At 69.0% G+C, this 19,354-nt stretch carries 17 protein-coding genes; 2 read left to right on the top strand and 15 right to left on the bottom strand.

The window, feature by feature from the left end; genetic code table 11:
* Positions 1-12: 12 nt before the first annotated feature.
* From AMS65_RS11165 to AMS65_RS11155, 3 genes are all read right to left on the bottom strand, one after another.
* Positions 13-684 (bottom strand): response regulator transcription factor, encoded by a 672-nt coding sequence (locus tag AMS65_RS11165; RefSeq protein WP_053384251.1) that lies wholly within the window; start codon positions 682-684, stop codon positions 13-15.
* A 63-nt stretch (positions 685-747) separates the two neighbouring features.
* The gene (locus tag AMS65_RS11160) at positions 748-2,157 is read right to left on the bottom strand and encodes an APC family permease (protein ID WP_053384250.1); all 1,410 of its coding nucleotides are present in this window, start codon (positions 2,155-2,157) and stop codon (positions 748-750) included.
* A 134-nt stretch (positions 2,158-2,291) separates the two neighbouring features.
* The gene (locus AMS65_RS11155; RefSeq protein WP_053384249.1) at positions 2,292-4,007 is read right to left on the bottom strand and encodes an amidohydrolase; all 1,716 of its coding nucleotides are present in this window, start codon (positions 4,005-4,007) and stop codon (positions 2,292-2,294) included.
* A gap of 203 nt (positions 4,008-4,210) precedes the next feature.
* On the opposite strand from AMS65_RS11155, the gene AMS65_RS11150 reads away from it, so the two are divergent.
* The gene (locus AMS65_RS11150) at positions 4,211-4,816 is read left to right on the top strand and encodes a TetR/AcrR family transcriptional regulator (RefSeq protein ID WP_053384248.1); all 606 of its coding nucleotides are present in this window, start codon (positions 4,211-4,213) and stop codon (positions 4,814-4,816) included.
* A gap of 23 nt (positions 4,817-4,839) precedes the next feature.
* Here the strand turns inward: AMS65_RS11150 and AMS65_RS11145 are convergent, their stop codons facing one another.
* The 3 genes from AMS65_RS11145 to AMS65_RS11135 are packed head-to-tail and all read right to left on the bottom strand — an operon-like array spanning position 4,840 to position 9,284.
* Positions 4,840-6,417 (bottom strand): AMP-binding protein, encoded by a 1,578-nt coding sequence (locus tag AMS65_RS11145; RefSeq protein WP_053384247.1) that lies wholly within the window; start codon positions 6,415-6,417, stop codon positions 4,840-4,842.
* A gap of 51 nt (positions 6,418-6,468) precedes the next feature.
* Positions 6,469-7,893 (bottom strand): APC family permease, encoded by a 1,425-nt coding sequence (locus AMS65_RS11140; protein ID WP_053384300.1) that lies wholly within the window; start codon positions 7,891-7,893, stop codon positions 6,469-6,471.
* The gene (locus AMS65_RS11135; RefSeq protein WP_053384246.1) at positions 7,890-9,284 is read right to left on the bottom strand and encodes an amidase; all 1,395 of its coding nucleotides are present in this window, start codon (positions 9,282-9,284) and stop codon (positions 7,890-7,892) included. The genes AMS65_RS11140 and AMS65_RS11135 overlap by 4 nt, the downstream gene beginning before the upstream one ends.
* Positions 9,285-9,347: 63 nt before the next feature.
* Between AMS65_RS11135 and AMS65_RS11130 the strand changes: the two genes are divergently transcribed.
* Complete coding sequence (locus AMS65_RS11130) at positions 9,348-9,986, top strand: TetR/AcrR family transcriptional regulator (protein WP_083451642.1); 639 nt, start codon at positions 9,348-9,350, stop codon at positions 9,984-9,986.
* 3 nt (positions 9,987-9,989) lie between these two features.
* Here the strand turns inward: AMS65_RS11130 and AMS65_RS11125 are convergent, their stop codons facing one another.
* From AMS65_RS11125 to AMS65_RS11085, 9 genes are all read right to left on the bottom strand, one after another.
* A complete protein-coding gene (locus AMS65_RS11125) occupies positions 9,990-10,667 on the bottom strand; it encodes an FMN-binding negative transcriptional regulator (RefSeq protein WP_053384244.1) in 678 nt (225 codons plus the stop codon).
* 83 nt (positions 10,668-10,750) lie between these two features.
* Positions 10,751-11,662 carry a MurR/RpiR family transcriptional regulator gene (locus tag AMS65_RS11120; RefSeq protein WP_053384243.1) on the bottom strand — a complete coding sequence of 304 codons (912 nt, stop codon included), beginning with the start codon at positions 11,660-11,662 and terminating at the stop codon, positions 10,751-10,753.
* Positions 11,655-12,518, bottom strand: a complete 864-nt coding sequence (locus AMS65_RS11115; RefSeq protein WP_053384242.1) for an alpha/beta hydrolase — start codon at positions 12,516-12,518, stop codon at positions 11,655-11,657. The genes AMS65_RS11120 and AMS65_RS11115 overlap by 8 nt, the downstream gene beginning before the upstream one ends.
* A gap of 21 nt (positions 12,519-12,539) precedes the next feature.
* Positions 12,540-13,640 (bottom strand): C45 family autoproteolytic acyltransferase/hydolase, encoded by a 1,101-nt coding sequence (locus AMS65_RS11110; RefSeq protein WP_053384241.1) that lies wholly within the window; start codon positions 13,638-13,640, stop codon positions 12,540-12,542.
* On the bottom strand, positions 13,637-14,638 hold the full coding sequence (locus tag AMS65_RS20150; protein WP_053384240.1) for an ABC transporter ATP-binding protein: 1,002 nt from the start codon (positions 14,636-14,638) through the stop codon (positions 13,637-13,639). The genes AMS65_RS11110 and AMS65_RS20150 overlap by 4 nt, the downstream gene beginning before the upstream one ends.
* Complete coding sequence (locus tag AMS65_RS20145; protein WP_053384239.1) at positions 14,635-15,642, bottom strand: ABC transporter ATP-binding protein; 1,008 nt, start codon at positions 15,640-15,642, stop codon at positions 14,635-14,637. The genes AMS65_RS20150 and AMS65_RS20145 overlap by 4 nt, the downstream gene beginning before the upstream one ends.
* Positions 15,642-16,547, bottom strand: coding sequence for an ABC transporter permease (locus AMS65_RS11095; protein ID WP_075200960.1), 906 nt, complete (start codon positions 16,545-16,547; stop codon positions 15,642-15,644). The genes AMS65_RS20145 and AMS65_RS11095 overlap by 1 nt, the downstream gene beginning before the upstream one ends.
* Positions 16,540-17,508: an ABC transporter permease gene (locus AMS65_RS11090; protein ID WP_053384237.1), complete on the bottom strand. Its 969-nt coding sequence runs from the start codon at positions 17,506-17,508 to the stop codon at positions 16,540-16,542. Before AMS65_RS11090 ends, AMS65_RS11095 begins: the two co-directional genes overlap by 8 nt.
* Positions 17,501-19,228: a peptide ABC transporter substrate-binding protein gene (locus tag AMS65_RS11085; RefSeq protein ID WP_053384236.1), complete on the bottom strand. Its 1,728-nt coding sequence runs from the start codon at positions 19,226-19,228 to the stop codon at positions 17,501-17,503. Before AMS65_RS11085 ends, AMS65_RS11090 begins: the two co-directional genes overlap by 8 nt.
* Between the last annotated feature and the right edge of the window lie 126 nt (positions 19,229-19,354).

Genomic DNA, 19,354 nt, shown 5'->3' with positions numbered 1-19,354 from the left:
CCGACCACCGCCTCAGCTCCCAGTCAATCGATAACCGACACCCCGGAGGGTCGCGATGAGGGATGGGCGGGCGAGCTTGCGCCGGATCGAGCCGACGTGCACCTCGAGCGACCGGCCGAATCCGCTCCAGTCGGTACCCCACACCTCCCGGATGATCCGATCCCGCGGCACGACGACACCCGGATAGCGTGCCAGCACCGCGAGAATGTCGAATTCCTTGGGCGTGAGCTCAGCCCACTCGCCGTCCACGAGCACCAGGCGATTCGCGAGGTCGATGAGCACCCCGTCGATCGTGATGCCGGCTGTGGTCTGCGAGTCGACTGCCAGCGCGCGGGTGCGACGGGTCACGGCCTCGATGCGTGCGACCAGTTCGCGCACGTCGTAGGGCTTCACCACGAAATCGTCGGCGCCGGCGTGCAGCCCCTTGATGCGCTCATCGACGTGGCTCCGGGCGGTCGCGACGATGATCGGCACCCCGGACACGCCTCTGATGCGGCGGCAGACGTCGATCCCGTCCATGTCGGGAAGCCCGAGGTCGAGCAGCACGACATCGGTGTCCGATCCCAGCACATCCAGCGCCGACGCGCCCTCGGCAACGCAGACCGTGGTGTACCCGGCCTGCCGCAGGTAGGCGCTGAGCACGTCGGACACCCGCTCGTCGTCTTCCACAATGAGGATCTTCATGTCGGCTTCTCCGCCCGACTCGCGGGCACCCCCCAGACTAGGCCATGAACCGACCCGACGACCTCACTCGTACATGCTGATGTTGATCGGGCCGGTGAGATCCGGCGCCGGAGCCCGGAATCCGCGGGTCTTCACGAGCAGGTAGATCAGCCCGAGCGCGAACCACACCCCGCCGATCATCATCGATACGTTGTCGAGGCTGAACCACAGCCACACGTTGATCGCGACGCCGATCGCCGGGACCGCCACGAAGCTGAGCCAGATGCCCGGTCCACGTCGCTTGAGGAAGCGGAAGAAGACGAAGATCACCGAGAGGTTCACGAAGGTGAAGGCGATGAAGGCGCCGAAGTTGATCATCGAGGCGGCCTGGTCGAGATCGACGAAGAGCGCCGTCAGCGCGACGACCGCGACGAGCAGCACGTTGCCCACCGGCACCCCGGTGCGGTTCACCCAGCTGAAGAGCCGCTTCGGCAGCGCCCCGTCGCGACCCATCGCGTAGAGCAGACGGGCGGCGCTCATCTGCTGCGTGATGCCGCAGCCCAGCACCGCCATCATGTAGCCGCCCACGAAGATCGCCTGGAAGGCGGCCCCGCCGACGTACTTCGCGATCTCGGGTGAGGCCCCCACGATGTCGGCCAGCTGCGTCACGTCGGGGATCAGCACCTGCATCACATAGGTGACGGTCATGAAGAACGCCCCGGCGACGAGCACGATGATGAAGATCGCCCGAGGGATGTCGCGCGTGGGCTTCTCGGCCTCCTCGGCGAGCGTCGAGACGGCGTCGAATCCGAGGAACGACAGCGCGAGGATCGCCGCACCGGCGGCGATCGACACCATCTGCACGTCTCCCGAGATGAACGGGGCGATCGTGAACTCCGCGCCGTTCGCCCCGTTGGTGATGTTCACGACGGTCAGCACCACGAAGACGACCGCGACGACCAGCTGGATCGAGACGAGGATCACGTTCATGCTCGCCGCCAGCTTCACGCCGATCAGGTTGAGCGCCGTGCAGATCCCGACCGTGAGCAGCACCCACACCCAGAACGGCACCTCGGGGAACACCGCCCCCATGTAGATCCCCGACAGGATCGCGTTGATCATGGGCAGCAGCAGGTAGTCGAGCGTCGCCACCCAGCCCACGAGGAAGCCGAGGTGCGCGTTGATGGCCTCTTTCGCGTAGGTGTAGGCGGATCCCGCGATCGGGAAGAACCGCACCATGCGCGAGTAGCTGAACGCGGTGAACAGCACCGCGACCATCACGACGAGGTAGGCGAGCGGCACGTGGCCGTCGGTCTCCTCGGCGACGATGCCGAACATGTCGAAGACCGCCATCGGCGCCATGTAGGCGAGGCCGATGAAGACCAGGTGGCGCAGCTTCAGCGTGCGCTTCAGCCGGCCCGGCTCGTGCGCGACGGCGTGGGCGATCTGATCGTCGCCCACGGCAACTCCGGAACGGGAGGGGAGGGTGGTCATGTGATTTCCTTCACTTCGTTGTGGTTCGAGGATGTCGCTGCTCGGGTTTCGACTCGTCGCGAGTTCCTCGCTCAACCGGCTGAGCGCACGATAGCCGGTTGAGCGAGCGGAGCGGGTCGAAACCGTGGGCTGTGTCAGTGGCTGTGGCAGTGGTGGTCGGCCGCGGGTTCGCTGCAGCTCTGCCCGGCGCCGGCCGGATCCTGCACGTTCGCGGCGGCCCGCGTGCCGCCCAGCTCGCCGCGGGCGTCGTGGATCGCGGTACCGCCGACCACGGTCAGCTCGGCGCGCTGCTCGAGGATCTCGGCGGGCTCCATGCCGTAGAGATCTCCCGACCAGACGACCACGTCGGCGAGCGCGCCGACGCGCAGGGTGCCGAGCGCGTCCTCGTGGTGAAAGGCGTCGGCCCCGCCCCTGGTGTAGGCCTCGAGCGCGCGGTCGAGGTCGAGCCGCTCCCCCGCGGTCCAGGCGTCCTGGCCGTCGAGGCGGGCGCGGGTCATGGCGCTGTACAGGCCCACGAGCGGATCCATCTCGCCGACCTGCCAGTCGCTCGAGAAGGTGACGCGCGCGCCCGAGTCGATCATCGAGCGGAAGCGCCACGCACGGTCCCAGCGGGCCTCGCCCACGTTCTCCATCCAGGTGCCGGCGACGAGATCGGGTGAGGCGTGCCGCGGCTGCATGGCCGCGACGACACCGAGCTCGTTGAAGCGCGGCAGGTCCTCGGGGGCGAGGCACTCGACGTGCACGATGCCGTGGCGGGCGTCGACCCGGCCGTTGGCACGCTGGGCAGCCTCGATCGAGTCGAGCGTGAGGCGGATGCCCCAGTCGCCCGTGGCGTGCGTGTGCACCTGGTAGCCCAGGCGGTCGAGCTCGACGAACAGCTTCGTGAACTCGGTCGGCTCGAGGCTCGTGTGGCCGCGGTGACCCGGGCGGTTGGCGTAGTCCTCGAGCATCGCCGCGGTGTGCGGCTCGATCACGTCGTCGGCGTAGAGCTTGACGGGGCCGAGCTTGAAGCGCTCGTGCTGCGGGGTCTCGCGGATGGCCTCGGTGATGCGGGTGCGGAAGTCCCCGTCGGCACCGACCGGGTGGTAGATCGCGGCGATGGTGCGCGAGGTGAGCCGGCCCTCGCGCTCGGCGCGGGCGAAGAGGTCGAGCTCGGCGAGCGGCACCTGCGGCTCGACCACCGTCGTGATCCCGAAGCGGGCGGCCATGTCGAGGCTGTTCACGATCTTGCGGTAGCGGCGATCCGGCGAGTACATGGGGATGTCGCGCTGCAGCTCGGCGAGGCCGTCGATCGTCATGGCGCTCGTGTAGAAGTCGGTGACCCAGCCGGTGGGCTCGCCCGTCGTCGCATCGATCTCGGGGTTGCCCCAGGCGATGTCGCCGCCGTTCAGAATGCCGAGCCGGGCGAGGGCGGGCCGGTTGAGCCACACCGAGTGCTGGTCGTAGGTGGTGATGAAGACCGGCTTGTCGGTGACGCCCACCAGATCGTCCGCGTTGGGGCGACGCCCCTCGACCACCGAGTAGAGCGCGTTCTCGGCGCAGATCCAATCGAGCTCGGGGTGCGTCTCCGCGAACTCGGCGATGCGGGATCGCACGACGTCGAGGCTCTGCACCTGGTCGAGGCTCACGGCGAGGTCGTCGAAGCCGAGCAGCAGGTGATTGTGGGTGTCGGCGACGCCGGGGGTGAGCAGGCGGCCCTCGAGCTGCACGGTGCGGCGGGCGGCGGGCGCGTCTGCGGCGGGACCGACGTAGCTGATGCGGTCGCCGGTCACGCCGAGGGCTTCCGCCCAGGGCTGCTCGGGATCGAAGGTGCGGATCCTTCCGCCGGTGAAGAGGGTGTCGACGGCCATGTCAGCTCCAGAGGATCGGGTCCGCGGTCGTGTCGCGGACAAGTTCTTTCACTCCAGAGTAAATTAATTAACTCAAATGTCAAGAAACTGCTTCTCGCGCGGATCCGCCCTGAGGCCCGCTCCCACCCCAGAGCAGAAGTGGGAGTCGGGCGGGGCCGACGCGAGCGGCGCACGGCGGCTCGGAGCCCTGGCATACTGGCCGTATGGCCCGACCGAGCACGCAGAAGCAGCGCCGCAGAGAAGTCGTCGATGCGGCCCTCGCCGCGGCGGCCGAGCACGGCCTGCGCAACCTCTCGCTCACCGACGTCGCCAACCAGGCCGGCGTGACCCGCGGCGCGCTGCTCTACTACTACGAGGATCTCGAGGCGATCCTCGTCGAAGCGCACGCGGCCGGCATGCGCCGCGTGGGCGAGGAGCGCGCGGCGCTCGTGGCGCAGCAGCAGGGCGCAGCGCGGAAGCTCGGGACCGCGATCACCGCAGGCCTCCCGGAGGGTCCGGACGACGCGCTCATGCGCCTGCTCTACGAGTTCGACGTGCTCGCGGGGAAGTCGCCGCTGCACGACGAACTCGTGCAGCGGCTCTACCGCGAGCAGCTCGCCCTCTACCGCGACATCCTCGAAGAGGGATCGGCGTCGGGCGAGTTCGAGCTCACCGGACCGCTCGAGGACATCGCCATGAACTTCGTCGCGCTCGAGGACGCCTACGGCCTCCACATCGTGGCCGGCGGCAGCATCACGGTCGCCGACGCCCAGCGCGCGATCCGGCTCTTCGCCGAGCAGGCGGGCGCCCCGCTGTCCGCAGGGGACTGAGGGGGGGCGCCCTCGCCGCGTCGCTACACCGCCGCCGCCTCACGCGCGCGGAGATCCCGGCGCATGATCTTGCCCGAGCTCGACTTCGGGATCGTCTCGACGAACTCGACGCGACGCACCTTCTTGTAGGGGGCGACCCGTTCGGCGACGAAGGCCATCACCTCATCGGCGCCGAGCTCGCTGTCCGGCGCCGCGACGACGAACGCCTTCGGCACCTCTTCCCCCTCCTCATTCCGCACACCGATGCAGGCGACGTCCATGACCTTCGGGTGCGAGAGCAGCAGCGCTTCGAGTTCCGCCGGGGCGACCTGGTAGCCCTTGTACTTGATGAGCTCCTTCACCCGGTCGACGACGGTGAACGAGCCGTCGGCATGATGCACCGCGACGTCGCCGGTGTGCAGGAAGCCGTCGGCGTCGAGCGTCTCCGCCGTCGCATCCGGACGGCCGAGATACCCGAGCATGACGTTGGGGCCGCGCACCCACAGCTCCCCCGGCTGCTCGTCCCCGGCCACGTCCGCGCCGGTCGCGACGTCGACGAGCCTGGCCTCCTGGTTCGGCAGCAGAACCCCGATCGAGCTCACCGGCAGATCGGTGCGCTGCGGCGGGATGACGTGCGACACCGGGCTGAGCTCCGTCATCCCGAACCCCTGCAGCATCCGCGCGTTGATCCGGCGCGAGGCCGCCTCACCGGTCTCGCCGTCGAGCGGGGCCGCCCCGGAGAGCAGCGTCCGCACGCTCGAGATGTCGAAGTCGTCGACCACGGGGTGCTTCGCGAGCGCGACCGCGATCGGCGGCGCGATGAACACGTAGGTGCAGCGATGATCCTGGATCGCGGTGAGGAAGGCGACCAGGTCGAACCTCGGCATCGTCACGAGCGCGGCACGCGCGTGCAGCGCCAGGTTCAGCAGCACAGTCATGCCGTAGATGTGGAAGAACGGCAGCACCGCGAGCACGCGATCATCGCGCTCCACATCGATGACGGGCCCGCACTGCGACACGTTCGCGACGAGGTTGCGGTGCGTGAGCATGACCCCCTTCGGCACCCCCGTCGTCCCGGAGGAGTAGGGCAGCACCGCGAGGTGGGTCGTCGGGTCGAACGAGACCTCGGGCGGCCGCTCCCCCGCCGACAGCAGTTCTCGGAGGGAGGGGTGGCCCTCAGCGCCGTCGAGCACGATCAGCCGCTCGTCGGGGATTCCGACCGCCGCCGCCGCGATCTTCGCCTGCGGGAGCAGCGGCGAGACCGTGATCAACCAGTTCGCCTCGGCGTCGCGGAGCTGCTTCTCGATCTCACCGGCGGTGTAGAGCGAGTTCAGCGTCGTCACGATCGCCCCGAGCCGGAGCACGCCGTGGAAGACGGTGGCGAAGGCGGGCGCGTTCGGGCAGAGCAGCCCGACGACCGTGCCGAGCCCGGCGCCGCGGGCGGCGAGCGCCCCGGCGAACGCGTCGATCTGGGCGGCGAGCTCGCCGTAGCTCGTCTCGGCCCCGGTCGCGGAGTCGATGAGAGCGGAGAGGGAGAGGTCCTCCGGCTGCAGAGAGCCGAAGAGGAACTCGTGGACGGAGACGTTCGGGATCTCGACGTCGGCATACGGGCTGGTGTACATGGTGACCTCCTGGTCCGGCGGTCGTCTTCGACCGCCTCGGTGGGAATGGGTTCAGGCGCGCGGAGCCAGGGACTCGGGCTCCGCGGCCGCAGCGGCGGATGCCGCGCCGGCCGGGGCGTCCGCGGCGGCGGCATCGAGATCGATGCTCGGAACCGGTCTCCGGAATCCCCGGGTGAGCACGGCGAGGACCACGAGCCCGAGCACGACCCAGGCACTGCCGATGCCGAGCGCGAGCGGGCTGAGGTTGGCGAGCAGGAACAGATCCACGACGACTCCGGCGATCGGGACGAGGATCCACCCGATCACCCCGCCGCCGGCGCGCGGCCGCTCGGGCGCCCGCATCCACAGCACGATCACGCAGACGTTGGCGGTCGCGAACGCGAGGAACGCGCCGAAGTTGATGAGCGACGTCGCATCGCCCACGGTGAAGAGCTGCCCGGCCACACCGATCGCCGCGATGATCAGAAGGCTCACGACCGGGGTGCGGAAACGGGCGGAGAGCCGGCCGAAGATCCGGCGCGGCAGCACGCCGTCACGACCCATCACGAACAGCAGCCTGCTGCCGCTCGCCTGCACCGCGAGACAGGACGCGATGGTTCCGATGAGCATCGCCGCGTTGACGAATCCGGCGAACACCGGCCCACCGATCATACCCATGATCTCGAACCCGGCGGTGTCCGGTGCCGCGAAGTCGAACCCGGGGTGGGCCCACTGCAGCACGAAGGCGACGAGGATGAAGATGCCCCCGCCGATGAGGACGACCGCGACGATGGCGCGGGGCACGTTCCGTCTCGCGTCCTTCACCTCCTCGCTGAGGGTCGACACCGCGTCGAAGCCCAGAAAGGAGTAAGCGGCTACCGCGGCACCGGCGACGACGGCGGGCAGGGCCAGATCCGCGGGGAGGATCGCCGGTGCGACCGCGTGGCCCTCGCTCGCGGCGAACACCGTGCCGCCGACGACGGCCGCCGCGACGGCGAGGAGCACGATGACGAGGAGCACCCGATTGAGGCGGTCGGCGAGGCGCACCCCGATGATGTTCACGATGGTCGTGACGGCGATGATGACGAGCCCCCAGCCCCAGGAGGGGAGGAACGGGAACTGCACGGAGATGTACAGCCCCGTGATCAGCCAGGCGACCATCGGCAGGAACAGGTAGTCGAGCAGGATCACCCAGCCGGCGAGGAAGCCGGCGTGCGAGCCGAGCGTGCCGCGCGCGTAGGTGTAGATCGAGCCGGAGGTGGGGAAGGCCCGGGCGAGCTTGCCGTAGCTGAGCGCGGTGAGCAGCATCGCGACGGTGGCGACGGCGTAGGCGAGCACGGTCGCCCCCTGGGACAGCACCGCGATCACCCCGAATGTGGCGATGACGATGGCCGGCGCCATGTAGGACACACCGAAGATCACGAGCCCCGAGTAGGAGAGCTGCGGGACGAGGCGGTTCGCGCCGGCGACCGCGCCGGCGTCGTGCTGAGGATTCATCGCGAGGGCCACCAGTCCGGAGAGGTCCACAGGGCCAGCTCGGCCTCCGCGGCAGCGCCGATCCGGAAGACGGTCGCGTCATCGTAGGGCCGGCCGACGATCTGCACTCCGGTGGGGAGGCCGTTGGACGCACGGCCCGACGGCACGGAGAGCACCGGCACCCGACCCACGATGTTGAACGGCATCGTCATCATCGCGTCGAGCATCGCCGGGGTGTCGGTGCACGGATCGTCCGCGGCGAAGCCGGTGTTCGCGAGCGTCGGGCACAGGAGCGCGTCGTAGGCATCGAGGATCTCGCCGAGCGGGAGGAAGAAGGCGTTCTCGCCCAGGAGCCCCTCCGCGTATCCGACCGCGGGTGCGGCGGCGCGCTCGACGAAGGCTCGCGTGTACGGCATGAGCTGGGCGGCCCGTTCCGGGTCGCCGTCGATGAGCGACTCGACCGAGGCGCCCATGATGGCGTTGAAGTGCGCCCACAGGAGCTCGGACATCTGGTCCGAGGTCCAGGGCAGCTCCACCTCCTCGACCGTGGCTCCGGCGCTGCGGAGAGCGTCGGCGAACGCCAGCGTGTTGGCCACCACGATCGGATCCGGATCGAATGCGCCGAGCGTGAGGCTCAGCGCGATCCTGGTGCCCGTGAGACTGCCGGCGACGGGGGCGAGCACGGGATTGTCGCGGAGCGAGGCCTGGTCGCCGCGCCACTGACCGACGATCACGTTCTGCAGCGCGGCGACGTCGGCGACGGATCGGCCCATCGGGCCGTCGGCGCAGTAGGTGTCGGCGTTGAACGGCGCGATGCCGGGCACGCGCGCGTAGGGCGGCTTGAAGCCGACCGTGCCGCAGTAGGCGGACGGGATGCGGATCGAGCCGGCGATGTCCGAGCCCGTCGCGAGCACCGTCGTGCCCGCGGCGAGCGCGGCGCCGGACCCGCCCGAGGAGCCGCCGGGCGAGAAGTCGGGGTTGTGGGGGTTCCTCGTCACGCCCCACAGAGCGGTATGGGTGACCGCCGCGGCGCAGAACTCGGGGGTCGTCGTGCGGGCATGCACGACGGCGCCGGCACCGTGGATCCGCTCCACGACGGGGTGGGTGATCTCCGCGACGGCGCCGCGGCAGAGCAGCGATCCATCCTGCTGGAGCCGCCCGGCGATGGGCTGCTCGTCCTTGAGTGCGAGCGGAATCCCCTCGAGAGGGCGCTGCGTTCCCTCGAGGAAGCGCTGCTCCGATTCACGGGCGGCCGCGTAGGCCTCGTCGCGCAGCTGCTCGGTGAACGCGTTGATCGTCGGCTCTGCGGCATCGGCGCGGGCGAGGACGTCGTCGAGGAGCTCGACCGGCGAGAGCTCGCGGCGCTCGAACAGTCCGGTCGCCTCGGCGGCGGTGAGGTATGGGGTCGTCATCGGTATCCCTTCCAAGGCGCTGCATTGCGCCTCCGTACAGTGTACGAAAACTACACTACAAGAATGAGCCCGCGTCAAGACCTCGATTCGCAACCGCTTCGACAGAGTGTGCCGCTCTCGCGCGGGATCATCACCGACGCGGCGATCTCCTATATCGAACGGCACGGCATGGAGCGCCTCTCGATGCGCCATCTCGCTCAGGAGATCGGCTGCGGCACGATGAGCCTGTACTCGTACGTGAAGAACCGCGACGACCTCACCCGCGCGATCGTCTCCGAGCTCATCGCACGCAGCCGCCTCCCCGAGATCGCGGCGCACGACTACCCGTCATGGCAGCAGCTCGCCCACGACCTCTGCTCGGCGTATCGCGAGCTCGCCTTCAGCCACCCGCGCTCCCACGAACTCCTCGGCCTGGCGCCCTACGAGGTCGAGCCCGTGGCATCGCACCTCCACGGGCTCCTCGCCGCGTTCGAGCGCGCAGGCCTCACCCCCGAGCGGGCGGCCGAGGTCTTCAGCGCGCTCGACGCCTACCTCACCGGCTACTTCGCCGTGAGCGTCCGCTCGGCGGTCGAGGATCAGCACCCGACCACCGAGCGAGATCTCGCACTGCAGCGGCTCCGCGCGCCCGAGCTCTTCGAGCGCGGGCTCGAGGTCTTCATTCTCGGGTTCGAGCAGGAGTTCTCGCGGCGGGATGCGGCCTAGCGTTCAGTCGAGCGGGCCGAGCCAGGTCGAGGGGTCGGTGCTCGGATCCCCTGCACGCCCCCGCACCTCCGCCGCGCGCATGTCGTCGGCGACCGCCCGCGCGCTCCCGAACGGGCACGCGTCGAGGTGCCCCTCGACGGCTTCGACGTCGGCCTGGAGCTTGTCCTGACTGAGCTTGCGAGCGGCGGAGATGTCGTCGATCTCGATCCGGAAGGAGACGACCCCGCGCGCGAGCGAGGCGAGGTCCGCCCGACTCATGGTGCTCGTCGACCACCCCGAGCCCATCGCACCGGCCTCGTTGTGCCGGACGGTGCGCTCGAGCACCGCCGGATTATCGGCGGCCGGCAGACGACGGTACCGCCCGCGCACGTGCACGGCCGTGTAGTTCCAGGTCGGCACGTCGGGTTCCGCCCGGTACACCCCCGGGGTGATATAGCTGTGGGGGCCCGAGAACACGACGAGCACCTCGGCCCCGTCGGGGATTCCGGTGAGCAGCGCGTTCCGGATCGCGCCGTGCCCCTCGAGCACACGATCCGCCCCGTCTCCGACGAGTTGGAACGGCAGGTGCGCCGCTCCGAAGGCCCCGTCCGAGATGCCGACGAGCACCCCGAACGGGTGCCGAGCGATGAGATCCTCCGCGAAGGCGGGATCCTCGATCTGGAATTCAACCGGCTGATACACGGGTCCTCCTCGACACCACGAAGCATTTCGTACACTGTACCGAATGAGGCGCGGCAATCGCCACCGGTGCGCCGCGGCACGACTCAGCGGTAGCGGAGCACTCCGCCGTCACGGGTCTCGATGAGCCGACGCGTCTCGTTGAGCAGCCTCGACGAGGATGTCGCGCGGGTGCGGTCCCGAGCCCCGAGCCCCAGCAGCACCGCGTCCACGAGCAGGAGCGGCATGAGCGTCTCGCCCGTCAATCCGCCGGGTGACGCCGCGATGTCGATGATCACCGCCATCCGCTCCCTCACCTCCGGCGGCAGGCCGGAGGTGATGAGCAGCACCGGCGCACCGAGCCGCTCCGCGCGGTCGAGGATGACCTCGATCTCGCGGAAGAGGCGCCCCGGGCAGAACACGACGACGCAGTCGCCCTCGCGCAGCTGCATGAGGTCGTCGGCGATGTCGAAACCCATACCCCCGACATGACGCGCAATCAGACCGAGTCGGGAGAACTTCTTCGCCGCGTACTCCGCAGCGGTGCTCGACACCCCTGTGCCGAAGGTGAAGACGCTGCGCGCCTCGAACAGGTGATCGATGAACGCGGTGAGCGTCTCCGCCGGAACCAGGCCCAGCGTCGTCTCGATGCGCTCCACCGCGTCGACGCTCACCTGTCCCAGAAGGTCGTGCTCGGGGTCCCCCTGCGCGGCCTGCAGGCGGCGTTCGAGTCGCGTAGCGGGGTGGGTGAGCGGCGACATGCCCAGCCCGATGCTGCGCTTCAGGTCTCCGAGCCCGGAGTACCCGAGCGTCTTCGCCGTCCGCACCACGGTCGCGTCGCTCGTCCGCGCCTGCCGGGCGATTCGCTGGGCGCTCAGATAGAGCACGTGCTCGGGGTTCTCGCCGATGAAGATCGCCACCCGACGCTCCGCCGGGCTGAGCTCGCCCTCGAGAGACGCGATCCGTTCGGACAGCGTCGCCGCGCCGTCGGGGACGGGGGTCGGCTCAGCGTCAGTCATGTCGTCCTTCCGAGTCCCGTCGCCGCGCGAGCGCCCGTGCGAAGAAGTCCGTAACGGCGGGGACCATCTCATAAGCATTATGTCCGACGCCGGGCACGACCGCTTGCTCGCTCGCGATGCCGTGCGCCGCGAAGTCGTCCATGAGCGCGCGCATCTTCTGCTGCCGATTCGTGCGCTCGTCGTTCACCCCTGGGAGGTAGAAGGGCGAGCCGGGCTCGGTCGCGATCTCCCACGTCTCGGTGTCGAGCCCCCCGATGAGCATCTGCACCGCGACGTCGCGCATCGCATCGAGCTGGATCCCGCGTCCGAGCACCTCCTCGAGATTCCGGGTGCCGACCGGCCAGTCCCGGGTCTCGTCGACGAGCGTGACGACGCCCGGGGCCCCGATCGAGATGGCGTGCAGACGGTCCGGGTGCCGGTAGTAGAAGCGGTGCGTGAAGTGCCCGCCGCCCGAGAAGCCGCCCAGCATGAAGCGGTCGGCGTCGACTCGGTAGAGCGCGGCGACCTCGTCGACCATGCCCAGCAGGATCTCGTCGAAGCGGATCCCGTGGAACTCGAGGTACTTGTAGCTGTGCAGCTCGCCGGGCTCGATGATCCCGACCGGGAAGAGCGGAGCGAGCACGATGCATCGGTGCTCGTTCGCGAACGCGGTGAAGAGGTCCCGATAGGCGACCGGGTTGCGCTCGGTTCCGTGGACCAGGACGAGCAGGTCGAGGACCTCGTCGCCGTCCTCCTCGTAGCCCTCGGGCACGGCGAGGCAGTAGGAGAATCGCTGGTCGGTCTGCGCCGCGAAAAACGGCGTCTGGCCGAAGTGGTAGTAGCTGAGGTTGCGGCCGTGGCCCGGGGTGGTGCGCATGAGGAGCTCCTTCGTTCGAGTTCAGAGGATGTGGTCGGGAAGATCGGCGCCCTGGAATCCGAAGGCGGCATACGGGCGCTGAGACGGCGGGCCGGCGCTCACCCACAAGAGGCCCGCCTCCGGCTCGGCGATGACCCCGCAGACCGTCATGTACTCGCCGAACTCGTGCCGGTCGTCGAATTCCACGGAGATGGCGTTCTCGGGATCCTGCCGGTCGCGCATGATCCCGGCGATCCGCTCGCGGCTCATCGGGCCGGAAACGGGGCCGGCGAGTTCTGCGATCCGGCGATACCGGATCTCGGAGTTCCGCAGACGATCGCCGATCGAGCGCTCCTCTTCGCGCAGCTCGTCCGAGAGGTAGTGGTTCGAGTGGAAGATCCGCCCCTGCTCGGGGAGCAGCCGCGTCATGCGCTCGGGGGTGTTCTCCAAGTCGACGGCCCGGCCGCCGCCCTGCAGGAGCAGGTTCCGAGACGACGCTCGATCGAGCGACTCGACCGCGGCGACCGCGGAGTCGAGGTCGCGATGCTGCAGGGCGAGCCGGGTGAACAGGTACCGCGGATACCCGGTGCGCCAGCCCTCGCATGTCAGGAAGTTCGCGAAGGCCGAGAGCCCGGAGTCGTTGATCCCGATGTAGGAGATCTGCCCGGCGGGCACGACCATGAGGATCGCCGGTCCACCCGTGGGGCGGAACTCGACCACCACGAGGAGGTCGCGGTACATGGCGGGGAGATCGGCGTTCTGCCCGGTGAACGTGGTTCCGGTGTCGGTGGCCTCGGGCTCGAACGCGAAGGTCGTGCACTCGTTGGACGCTTCGAGATCCCCGACGAGGTCGGCGTAGATCTCCGCACGGAGCTGCAGGAGGTAGGCCTCGCCGAGTGAGATGCCCGCTCCCTCGGCGAGACCGACCAGCTCCTCGTCCAGGTCGGGCGACACCCTGCGCACCGCCTCGCGGTAGCCGAGTGAGCGTTCGGCGGCGCGATCGGCGGGGATCCCGCCCGCATCGAAGCGATCGCGGAGTCGGTCGAGATGGCGCCGGATCCCGGCCCGGCACGACGACCCGTACTGGCGGCCGATCTCCTCGGGCGACCCGGAGAAGGTGAAGCGCGGAAGATGGACGGTCATGAGGACTCCTGAACGGTCGAGAGGTGATGGCAGGCGACGGATACCGGGGCGCCGCCCGGGAGCGGGACGAGCTCGGGCTGCTCCGCCGCGCAGAGCTCCGTGGCGAAGCGGCAGCGGGTGCGGAACCGGCAGCCGCTCGGCGGGGTGACGGGGCTCGGGATCTCACCGACGAGCACGATGCGGTCGCGCACGGTGTCGGCTTCCGGATCCGGCACCGGTATCGCCGATCGCAGAGCCCGCGTATACGGGTGCTGCGGATGCTGGATCACCTCCTCCGCCGGCCCGAGCTCGACGATCTGCCCGAGATACATCACCGCGATCCGGTCGCTGACGTGCCGCGCGACGGACAGGTCGTGAGTGATGAAGACGTAGCTCAACCCCAGATCGCGCTGCAGGTCCGTGAGCAGGTTGATGATCTGCGCCTGCACGGACACGTCGAGCGAGGCGATCGACTCGTCGAGCACGAGGAACTCGGGGTCGCAGGCGAGCGCCCGAGCGATGCCGACGCGCTGCCGCTGTCCGCCGGACAGCTCGAACGGCAGGCGATCCGCGAACGAGGGCTGCAGCCGGACGAGTTCGAGCAGTTCCGCGACGCGCTGCGGGATATCCCGGGCCGGAAGACTCCGGTGGACGCGGAGCGGCTCGGCGATGGAGCTGCCGATGCTGACCCGCGGGTTGAGCGAGGTCTGCGGGTTCTGGAAGACGAGCTGGGCGCGGCGACGCTCGGCCGGGGTCGGCGGACGATCCGGATCCGAATCGCCGATCCGGATCGAACCGGCCGTCGGCTCCTCGAGCCGCACGAGCATCCGCCCGAGGGTGGACTTGCCCGAGCCCGATTCGCCGACGAGCCCGAGGGTCTCGCCCCGCCGAACCTCGAGGGTGACCCCGGAGACCGCGTGCACATTGCCGACCGTGCGGCGCATGATCCCGCCCTTGATCGGGTATTCCTTCGCGACATCCTCGACGCGGACGAGGACATCGGGTGACGTGTTCGTCATGAGGCCTCCTGGTGTGCGAGCCGGCGGTCGGGCGCCGACTGTCTGAGCGGGTGGACGCAGGACACGGTGTGGTCGGCGCCGATCCGCACCACGGGCGGCAGCGCCTCGCGGCAACGACTCGATGCCATCGGACAGCGGTCCGCGAAACGGCAGAGCGGCTCCGACTCGGTGACCGTCGGGAGGCCGCCGGGGATCGGCTCGAGCCGCTGCGACGGCCGGTCGATCCGCGGCAGCGAGGCGATGAGGCCCGCCGTGTAGGGGTGCGCGGGGCGGAGCAGCACCTCGACCACCGGCCCCTCCTCGACGAGCCGTCCCGCATACATGACCGCGATGCGGTCGACGAGCCTCGCGATGACGCTGAGGTCGTGGGTGATCCAGATGACCGCCATGCCCAGCTCGGCGCGGAGCCCCATCACCAGATCGACGATCTGGGCCTGCACGGTGACGTCGAGCGCGGTGGTCGGCTCGTCCGCGATCAGCAGCTCCGGTTCTCCGATCAGCGCCAGCGCGATCATGATGCGCTGCAGCTGACCTCCGGAGAACTGGTGCGGGTACGAGCCGAGGCGCTCGCTCGGGTTCGAGATCCCGACGCGCTCGAGCGTCGCGATGGTCCGCGCCATGATCTCGCCCCGCCGTCTCTCGCCATGGGCCCGGAGCACCAACGAGAACTGCTTGCCGATCGTGAGGGTCGGGTTGAGCGCAGTCATCGCGTCCTGGTAGATCATCGCGATGCGATCACCGCGGATGCGGCGAGCGCGCGGATCGGCTCCGAGCAGCTCGATGCCGTCGAAGCGCGCGGATCCGGACAGCTGGACGCCCGTGCGCGGGAGCAGGCCCATGAGCGCGAGCGACGACACCGACTTCCCGGATCCGCTCTCTCCCACGATCGCGAGCGCTTCACCGCGCGCCAGTTCGAGGCTGACCCCGTCGACCGCGACGAGCGGACGGCCCTCGGAGCGGAACTCGACGCCGAGACCGTCGATGCTGAGCAGTGATTCCGACATCAGTTCCTCCTCCGTCGCGGATCGAGTGCGTCCCCGAGGCCGTCGCCGATGTAGTTCACGGCGAGCGCGACGAGGAAGATCATGAGGCCGGGGAAGAATCCTCTCCACCAGTGCCCCTGCGTGATGACCGACTTCACGGACTGATTCAGCAGCGCGCCCCAGGTCGACTCCGGCGGCTGGAAGCCCATGCCGAGGAAGGACAGCGCCGACTCCGCAAGAATCGCGGCGGCGATGCCGAGGGTCGCGGTGACGACGATCGGGGTGATCGCACCGGGCAGGACGTGCACCGTCGCGAGCCGGAGATCGCGGGCGCCGAGCCCGCGGGCCGCCGAGACGAACTCCTGCTGCTTCTCGGCGAGGCAGGCGGCACGCACGAGTCGGGCCGTGTTCATCCAGCTGAACAGGGCGATCGAGATGACGATCGCCCAGAAACTGGGGCCGATGAGCGTGACGAGCAGGATCACGACGAAGAGCCCCGGGAGCGAGTAGAAGACGTCGACGATCCGCATGAGGAGGTTGTCGACGATGCCACCGCAGTAGCCGGCTACGGCGCCGACCGTGACGCCGAGGGCGAGTGAGGAGATGACCGCCGCCGCGGCGACCGAGAGCGTGAGGCGTCCTCCGGTCAGTACCCGGGACAGCTGGTCGCGCCCGAGCTCGTCCGTCCCCATCCAGTGGGTGAGCGACGGAGCCTGGTTCTTCGCGGCGAGGTCGACCCCCTCCGGAGCGAACGGCACGAGGAACGGTCCGATCGCGACGGCGAGCACGATGATGATCAGGATGATCGCGCCGACGACGGCGAGCCGGTGCTGCATGAAGCGGCGCAGGAAGCCGGCTGGGCGCGAGGTTCTCGGGCGGACGCGGGCGACGGCCGCGCCCACCGCGCCGGTGGTGGGGCTAGGCATAGCTGATCCTCGGATCGAGTCGCGCGTAGACGAGGTCCGCGACGAGGTTGGCGATGACGACGAGCAGAGCGGCGATCATGAGCAGCCCGAGCAGCACCGGATAGTCCCGCTCATTGGCCGACTCGATGAAGAGGCGCCCCATCCCGGGGAGGCCGAAGATGGTCTCGGTGATGACCGCTCCGAGGAATATCTCCGGGATGCTGAGCAGCACCACGGTCGTCACGGGGATCGCCGCGTTCTTCAGCGCGTGCCCCACGATGACGGTCCGCTCGGCGAGACCGCTTCCGCGAGCGGTGCGGATGTAGTCCTGCGCGAGCACATCGAGCATCGACGCGCGCACGTATCTGGTGAGGCTCGCAACGCTCACGAGGCTCAGCACGGCGACCGGCAGGATCAGGTGGCGGATCCGGTCGATCGCACCGTCGAAACCGGTGTAGCCCGCGCGCAGATCCTGCAGCCCGGAGGCGGGGAGCCAGCCGAGTTGGAACGAGAACACGTAGACGAGCATGAGCGCGAACCAGAAGCTCGGCGTTGCGAGCCCGATGAACGAGAGGCCGGTGGTGGTGTAGTCGAAGGCCGACTGGCGATTGACCGCCGCGATCACGCCGATGATGAGGGCGATGACCGTGGACAGCAAGAAGGCCAGCCCGGACACGGTGAGGGTGACCCCCACGCGCTCTCCGATCACCTGCAGCACGGGCTGACCGGTCTTGAAGGAATCGCCCCAGTCGCCCGTGACCACTCCCCCGATCCAGTGCAGGTACTGCACCGGGATCGGATCGTTGAGCCCGTACTGCTCGCGGATCTTCGCCATCTGCGCAGCCGCCGCCGGGTTGGAGCCGCCCTCCCCCATGGAGAGCGGCCCGCCCGGTGTCATCTGCAGGAGCGCGAAGACGACGATGCTGATCGCGATGAGCAGCGGCACCGCCTGCAGCAGGCGACGGATCAGGTAGCTAGCCATCGCTGCCCGCTCCGGCGACCTCCCAGTTCGCGACGCTCATCGGCGTCCAGGCGCCGTACCAGGAGTCGGTGTCGACCCCCGTCAGTCGCGAGTTCCAGGCCATGCCGTTGATCCCGGCGTAGAGCGGGATCGCGACCCGCTCCTCCGTGAACAGGGTGTTGATCTCGCCGAGGATCGCGTTGCGCTTCTCGGCGTCCATCTCGCTCGACGCCTCCTGCACGAGCCGGTCGTAGTCCTCATCGCTCCACCAGGTCGCGGAGATCCCGGAGGGATTGTCGTCGCTCGGGATCGAGGAGGTCGTGAACTGCGAGATCCAGGTCGTGGGATCCGGGGCGTACCCGTCGCGGGACATCGCCATGTCGAAATTGCCGGTGGAGAGGAGACCGCCCTGGTCGCGGCTGTCGAAGAGCCGGTTCGAGGGGACGTTCTCGATCTTCACCTCGATGCCGATCTCGGCCAGGTTCTGCTGGATGAGCTGCTGGTACAGTTCGCGGACGTGGTCGCCGGCGATCGTCTGGAACTTGAGGCTGGCGCGCACGCCGTCTTTCTCGCGGATGCCGTCGGCTCCCGGGACCCAGCCGGCGGCGTCGAGGACCTTCGCGGCGGCCGCCGAGTCGAATGCGGCCGGCTCGGAGGGCACCGATCCGACACCGGAGTACAGGAAGCTCCCGGTGAGCGAGCCGAAGCCGCCGAGCACATCGTCGATGATCGCCTGCCGGTCGATACCGCGGTCGATGGCCTCGCGGATCGCCGGATCGCCGAGGACCGGATGGGGTGTACCGAGTTCGCCGTTATCGCTGTGGTTCAGCCACAGCCACTCGACGAACCAGGGCTGCTCGCTGATACTCGTGGTGATCGGGGCCCCGTCGGCCTCCTGCTGGGTGAGGTTCTCGAAATCGGCGCCCGTGAAGAAGAACACCGAGTCGTACTCGCCGCCGGCGAAGGCGGTCATGGTGGACTCGCGATCCGGGGTGATCTTGACGGTCACACCGTCGAGCTTGGGAAGCTCCGGATCGACCCAGTAGTCGTCGTTGCGATCGAGGGTGATGCTGTCACCGGACTTCCACTCCTCGAGCACGAACGGTCCGGTGCCGAGCGGGAGTCTCACCTGCGGATCGCTCTCCTCGATCGCCGGGGAGTCGAACTCGTGTGCGGGAAGGGTCACCTGGAACAGGTTGAGGAATGAGGGAGTCGGGGTCGTGAAGCCGACCTCGAGGGTCTGCGGGTCGATCACCTTCGTCGATTCGATGGCGCCGTACTCCGGGTCCGTGACGATCAGCGAAGCGGGATCCTGGACCGCTGCGACGGTGAACGCGAGATCTTCGGCGGTGAAATCCTCGCCGTCGGACCAGGTCACCCCCTCCTTGATCCTGAAGGTGATGGTCTTGCCGTCCTCGGAGATGCCGCCGTTGTCCAGCGTGGGGATCTCCTCGGCGAGCCAGGGCTCGTACTCCCCCGACTCCGAGATCGTGAACATCGGCTCCTGCACGAGCGCGCGGGTGAGTTCAGCGCCGCTCTGGGATGCGAACAGGTAGTTCAGAACGCCGGGCTCCTGGACCAGGGCGATGAGCGCGCGATCGCCGCCGCTCCCGCCCGAGGACGCGTTGCCGGAGGGGGCGCAGGCGACCATGCCCAGGCCGAGCGTCGCGGCTGCGACGGCCGCGCCGGCGCGAAGCGCGCGACCGCGGAGGGGTGTCCGAATAGGGCGTTTGGAGTTCATCATCGAATCCTTGCGTCGAAGCGGTATCGTACGGGTGTACGCTTGTAGCAGATACTACATAACATCATTTCGACACACAAGCACTACATTCCCGAGGGTCGCGAATACGACGACGCCCGCCCCGGA

The sequence above is a fragment of the Leucobacter celer subsp. astrifaciens genome (genome assembly GCF_001273835.1).
Taxonomy (GTDB): Bacteria; Actinomycetota; Actinomycetes; order Actinomycetales; family Microbacteriaceae; genus Leucobacter; species Leucobacter celer.
The sequence above is the reverse complement of the archived record's forward strand: the minus strand, read 5'-3'. Positions and strand labels throughout refer to the sequence as shown.

Bases quoted from the DNA above. Each gene is read 5' to 3' on its own strand.
- AMS65_RS11165 (WP_053384251.1), bottom strand. From the start codon at position 684: ATGAAGATCCTCATTGTGGAAGACGACGAGCGGGTGTCCGACGTGCTC.
- AMS65_RS11160 (WP_053384250.1), bottom strand. From the start codon at position 2,157: ATGACCACCCTCCCCTCCCGTTCCGGAGTTGCCGTGGGCGACGATCAG.
- AMS65_RS11155 (WP_053384249.1), bottom strand. From the start codon at position 4,007: ATGGCCGTCGACACCCTCTTCACCGGCGGAAGGATCCGCACCTTCGAT.
- AMS65_RS11150 (WP_053384248.1), top strand. From the start codon at position 4,211: ATGGCCCGACCGAGCACGCAGAAGCAGCGCCGCAGAGAAGTCGTCGAT.
- AMS65_RS11145 (WP_053384247.1), bottom strand. From the start codon at position 6,417: ATGTACACCAGCCCGTATGCCGACGTCGAGATCCCGAACGTCTCCGTC.
- AMS65_RS11140 (WP_053384300.1), bottom strand. From the start codon at position 7,893: ATGAATCCTCAGCACGACGCCGGCGCGGTCGCCGGCGCGAACCGCCTC.
- AMS65_RS11135 (WP_053384246.1), bottom strand. From the start codon at position 9,284: ATGACGACCCCATACCTCACCGCCGCCGAGGCGACCGGACTGTTCGAG.
- AMS65_RS11130 (WP_083451642.1), top strand. From the start codon at position 9,348: ATGAGCCCGCGTCAAGACCTCGATTCGCAACCGCTTCGACAGAGTGTG.
- AMS65_RS11120 (WP_053384243.1), bottom strand. From the start codon at position 11,662: ATGACTGACGCTGAGCCGACCCCCGTCCCCGACGGCGCGGCGACGCTG.
- AMS65_RS11115 (WP_053384242.1), bottom strand. From the start codon at position 12,518: ATGCGCACCACCCCGGGCCACGGCCGCAACCTCAGCTACTACCACTTC.
- AMS65_RS11110 (WP_053384241.1), bottom strand. From the start codon at position 13,640: ATGACCGTCCATCTTCCGCGCTTCACCTTCTCCGGGTCGCCCGAGGAG.
- AMS65_RS20150 (WP_053384240.1), bottom strand. From the start codon at position 14,638: ATGACGAACACGTCACCCGATGTCCTCGTCCGCGTCGAGGATGTCGCG.
- AMS65_RS20145 (WP_053384239.1), bottom strand. From the start codon at position 15,642: ATGTCGGAATCACTGCTCAGCATCGACGGTCTCGGCGTCGAGTTCCGC.
- AMS65_RS11095 (WP_075200960.1), bottom strand. From the start codon at position 16,547: ATGCCTAGCCCCACCACCGGCGCGGTGGGCGCGGCCGTCGCCCGCGTC.
- AMS65_RS11090 (WP_053384237.1), bottom strand. From the start codon at position 17,508: ATGGCTAGCTACCTGATCCGTCGCCTGCTGCAGGCGGTGCCGCTGCTC.
- AMS65_RS11085 (WP_053384236.1), bottom strand. From the start codon at position 19,228: ATGAACTCCAAACGCCCTATTCGGACACCCCTCCGCGGTCGCGCGCTT.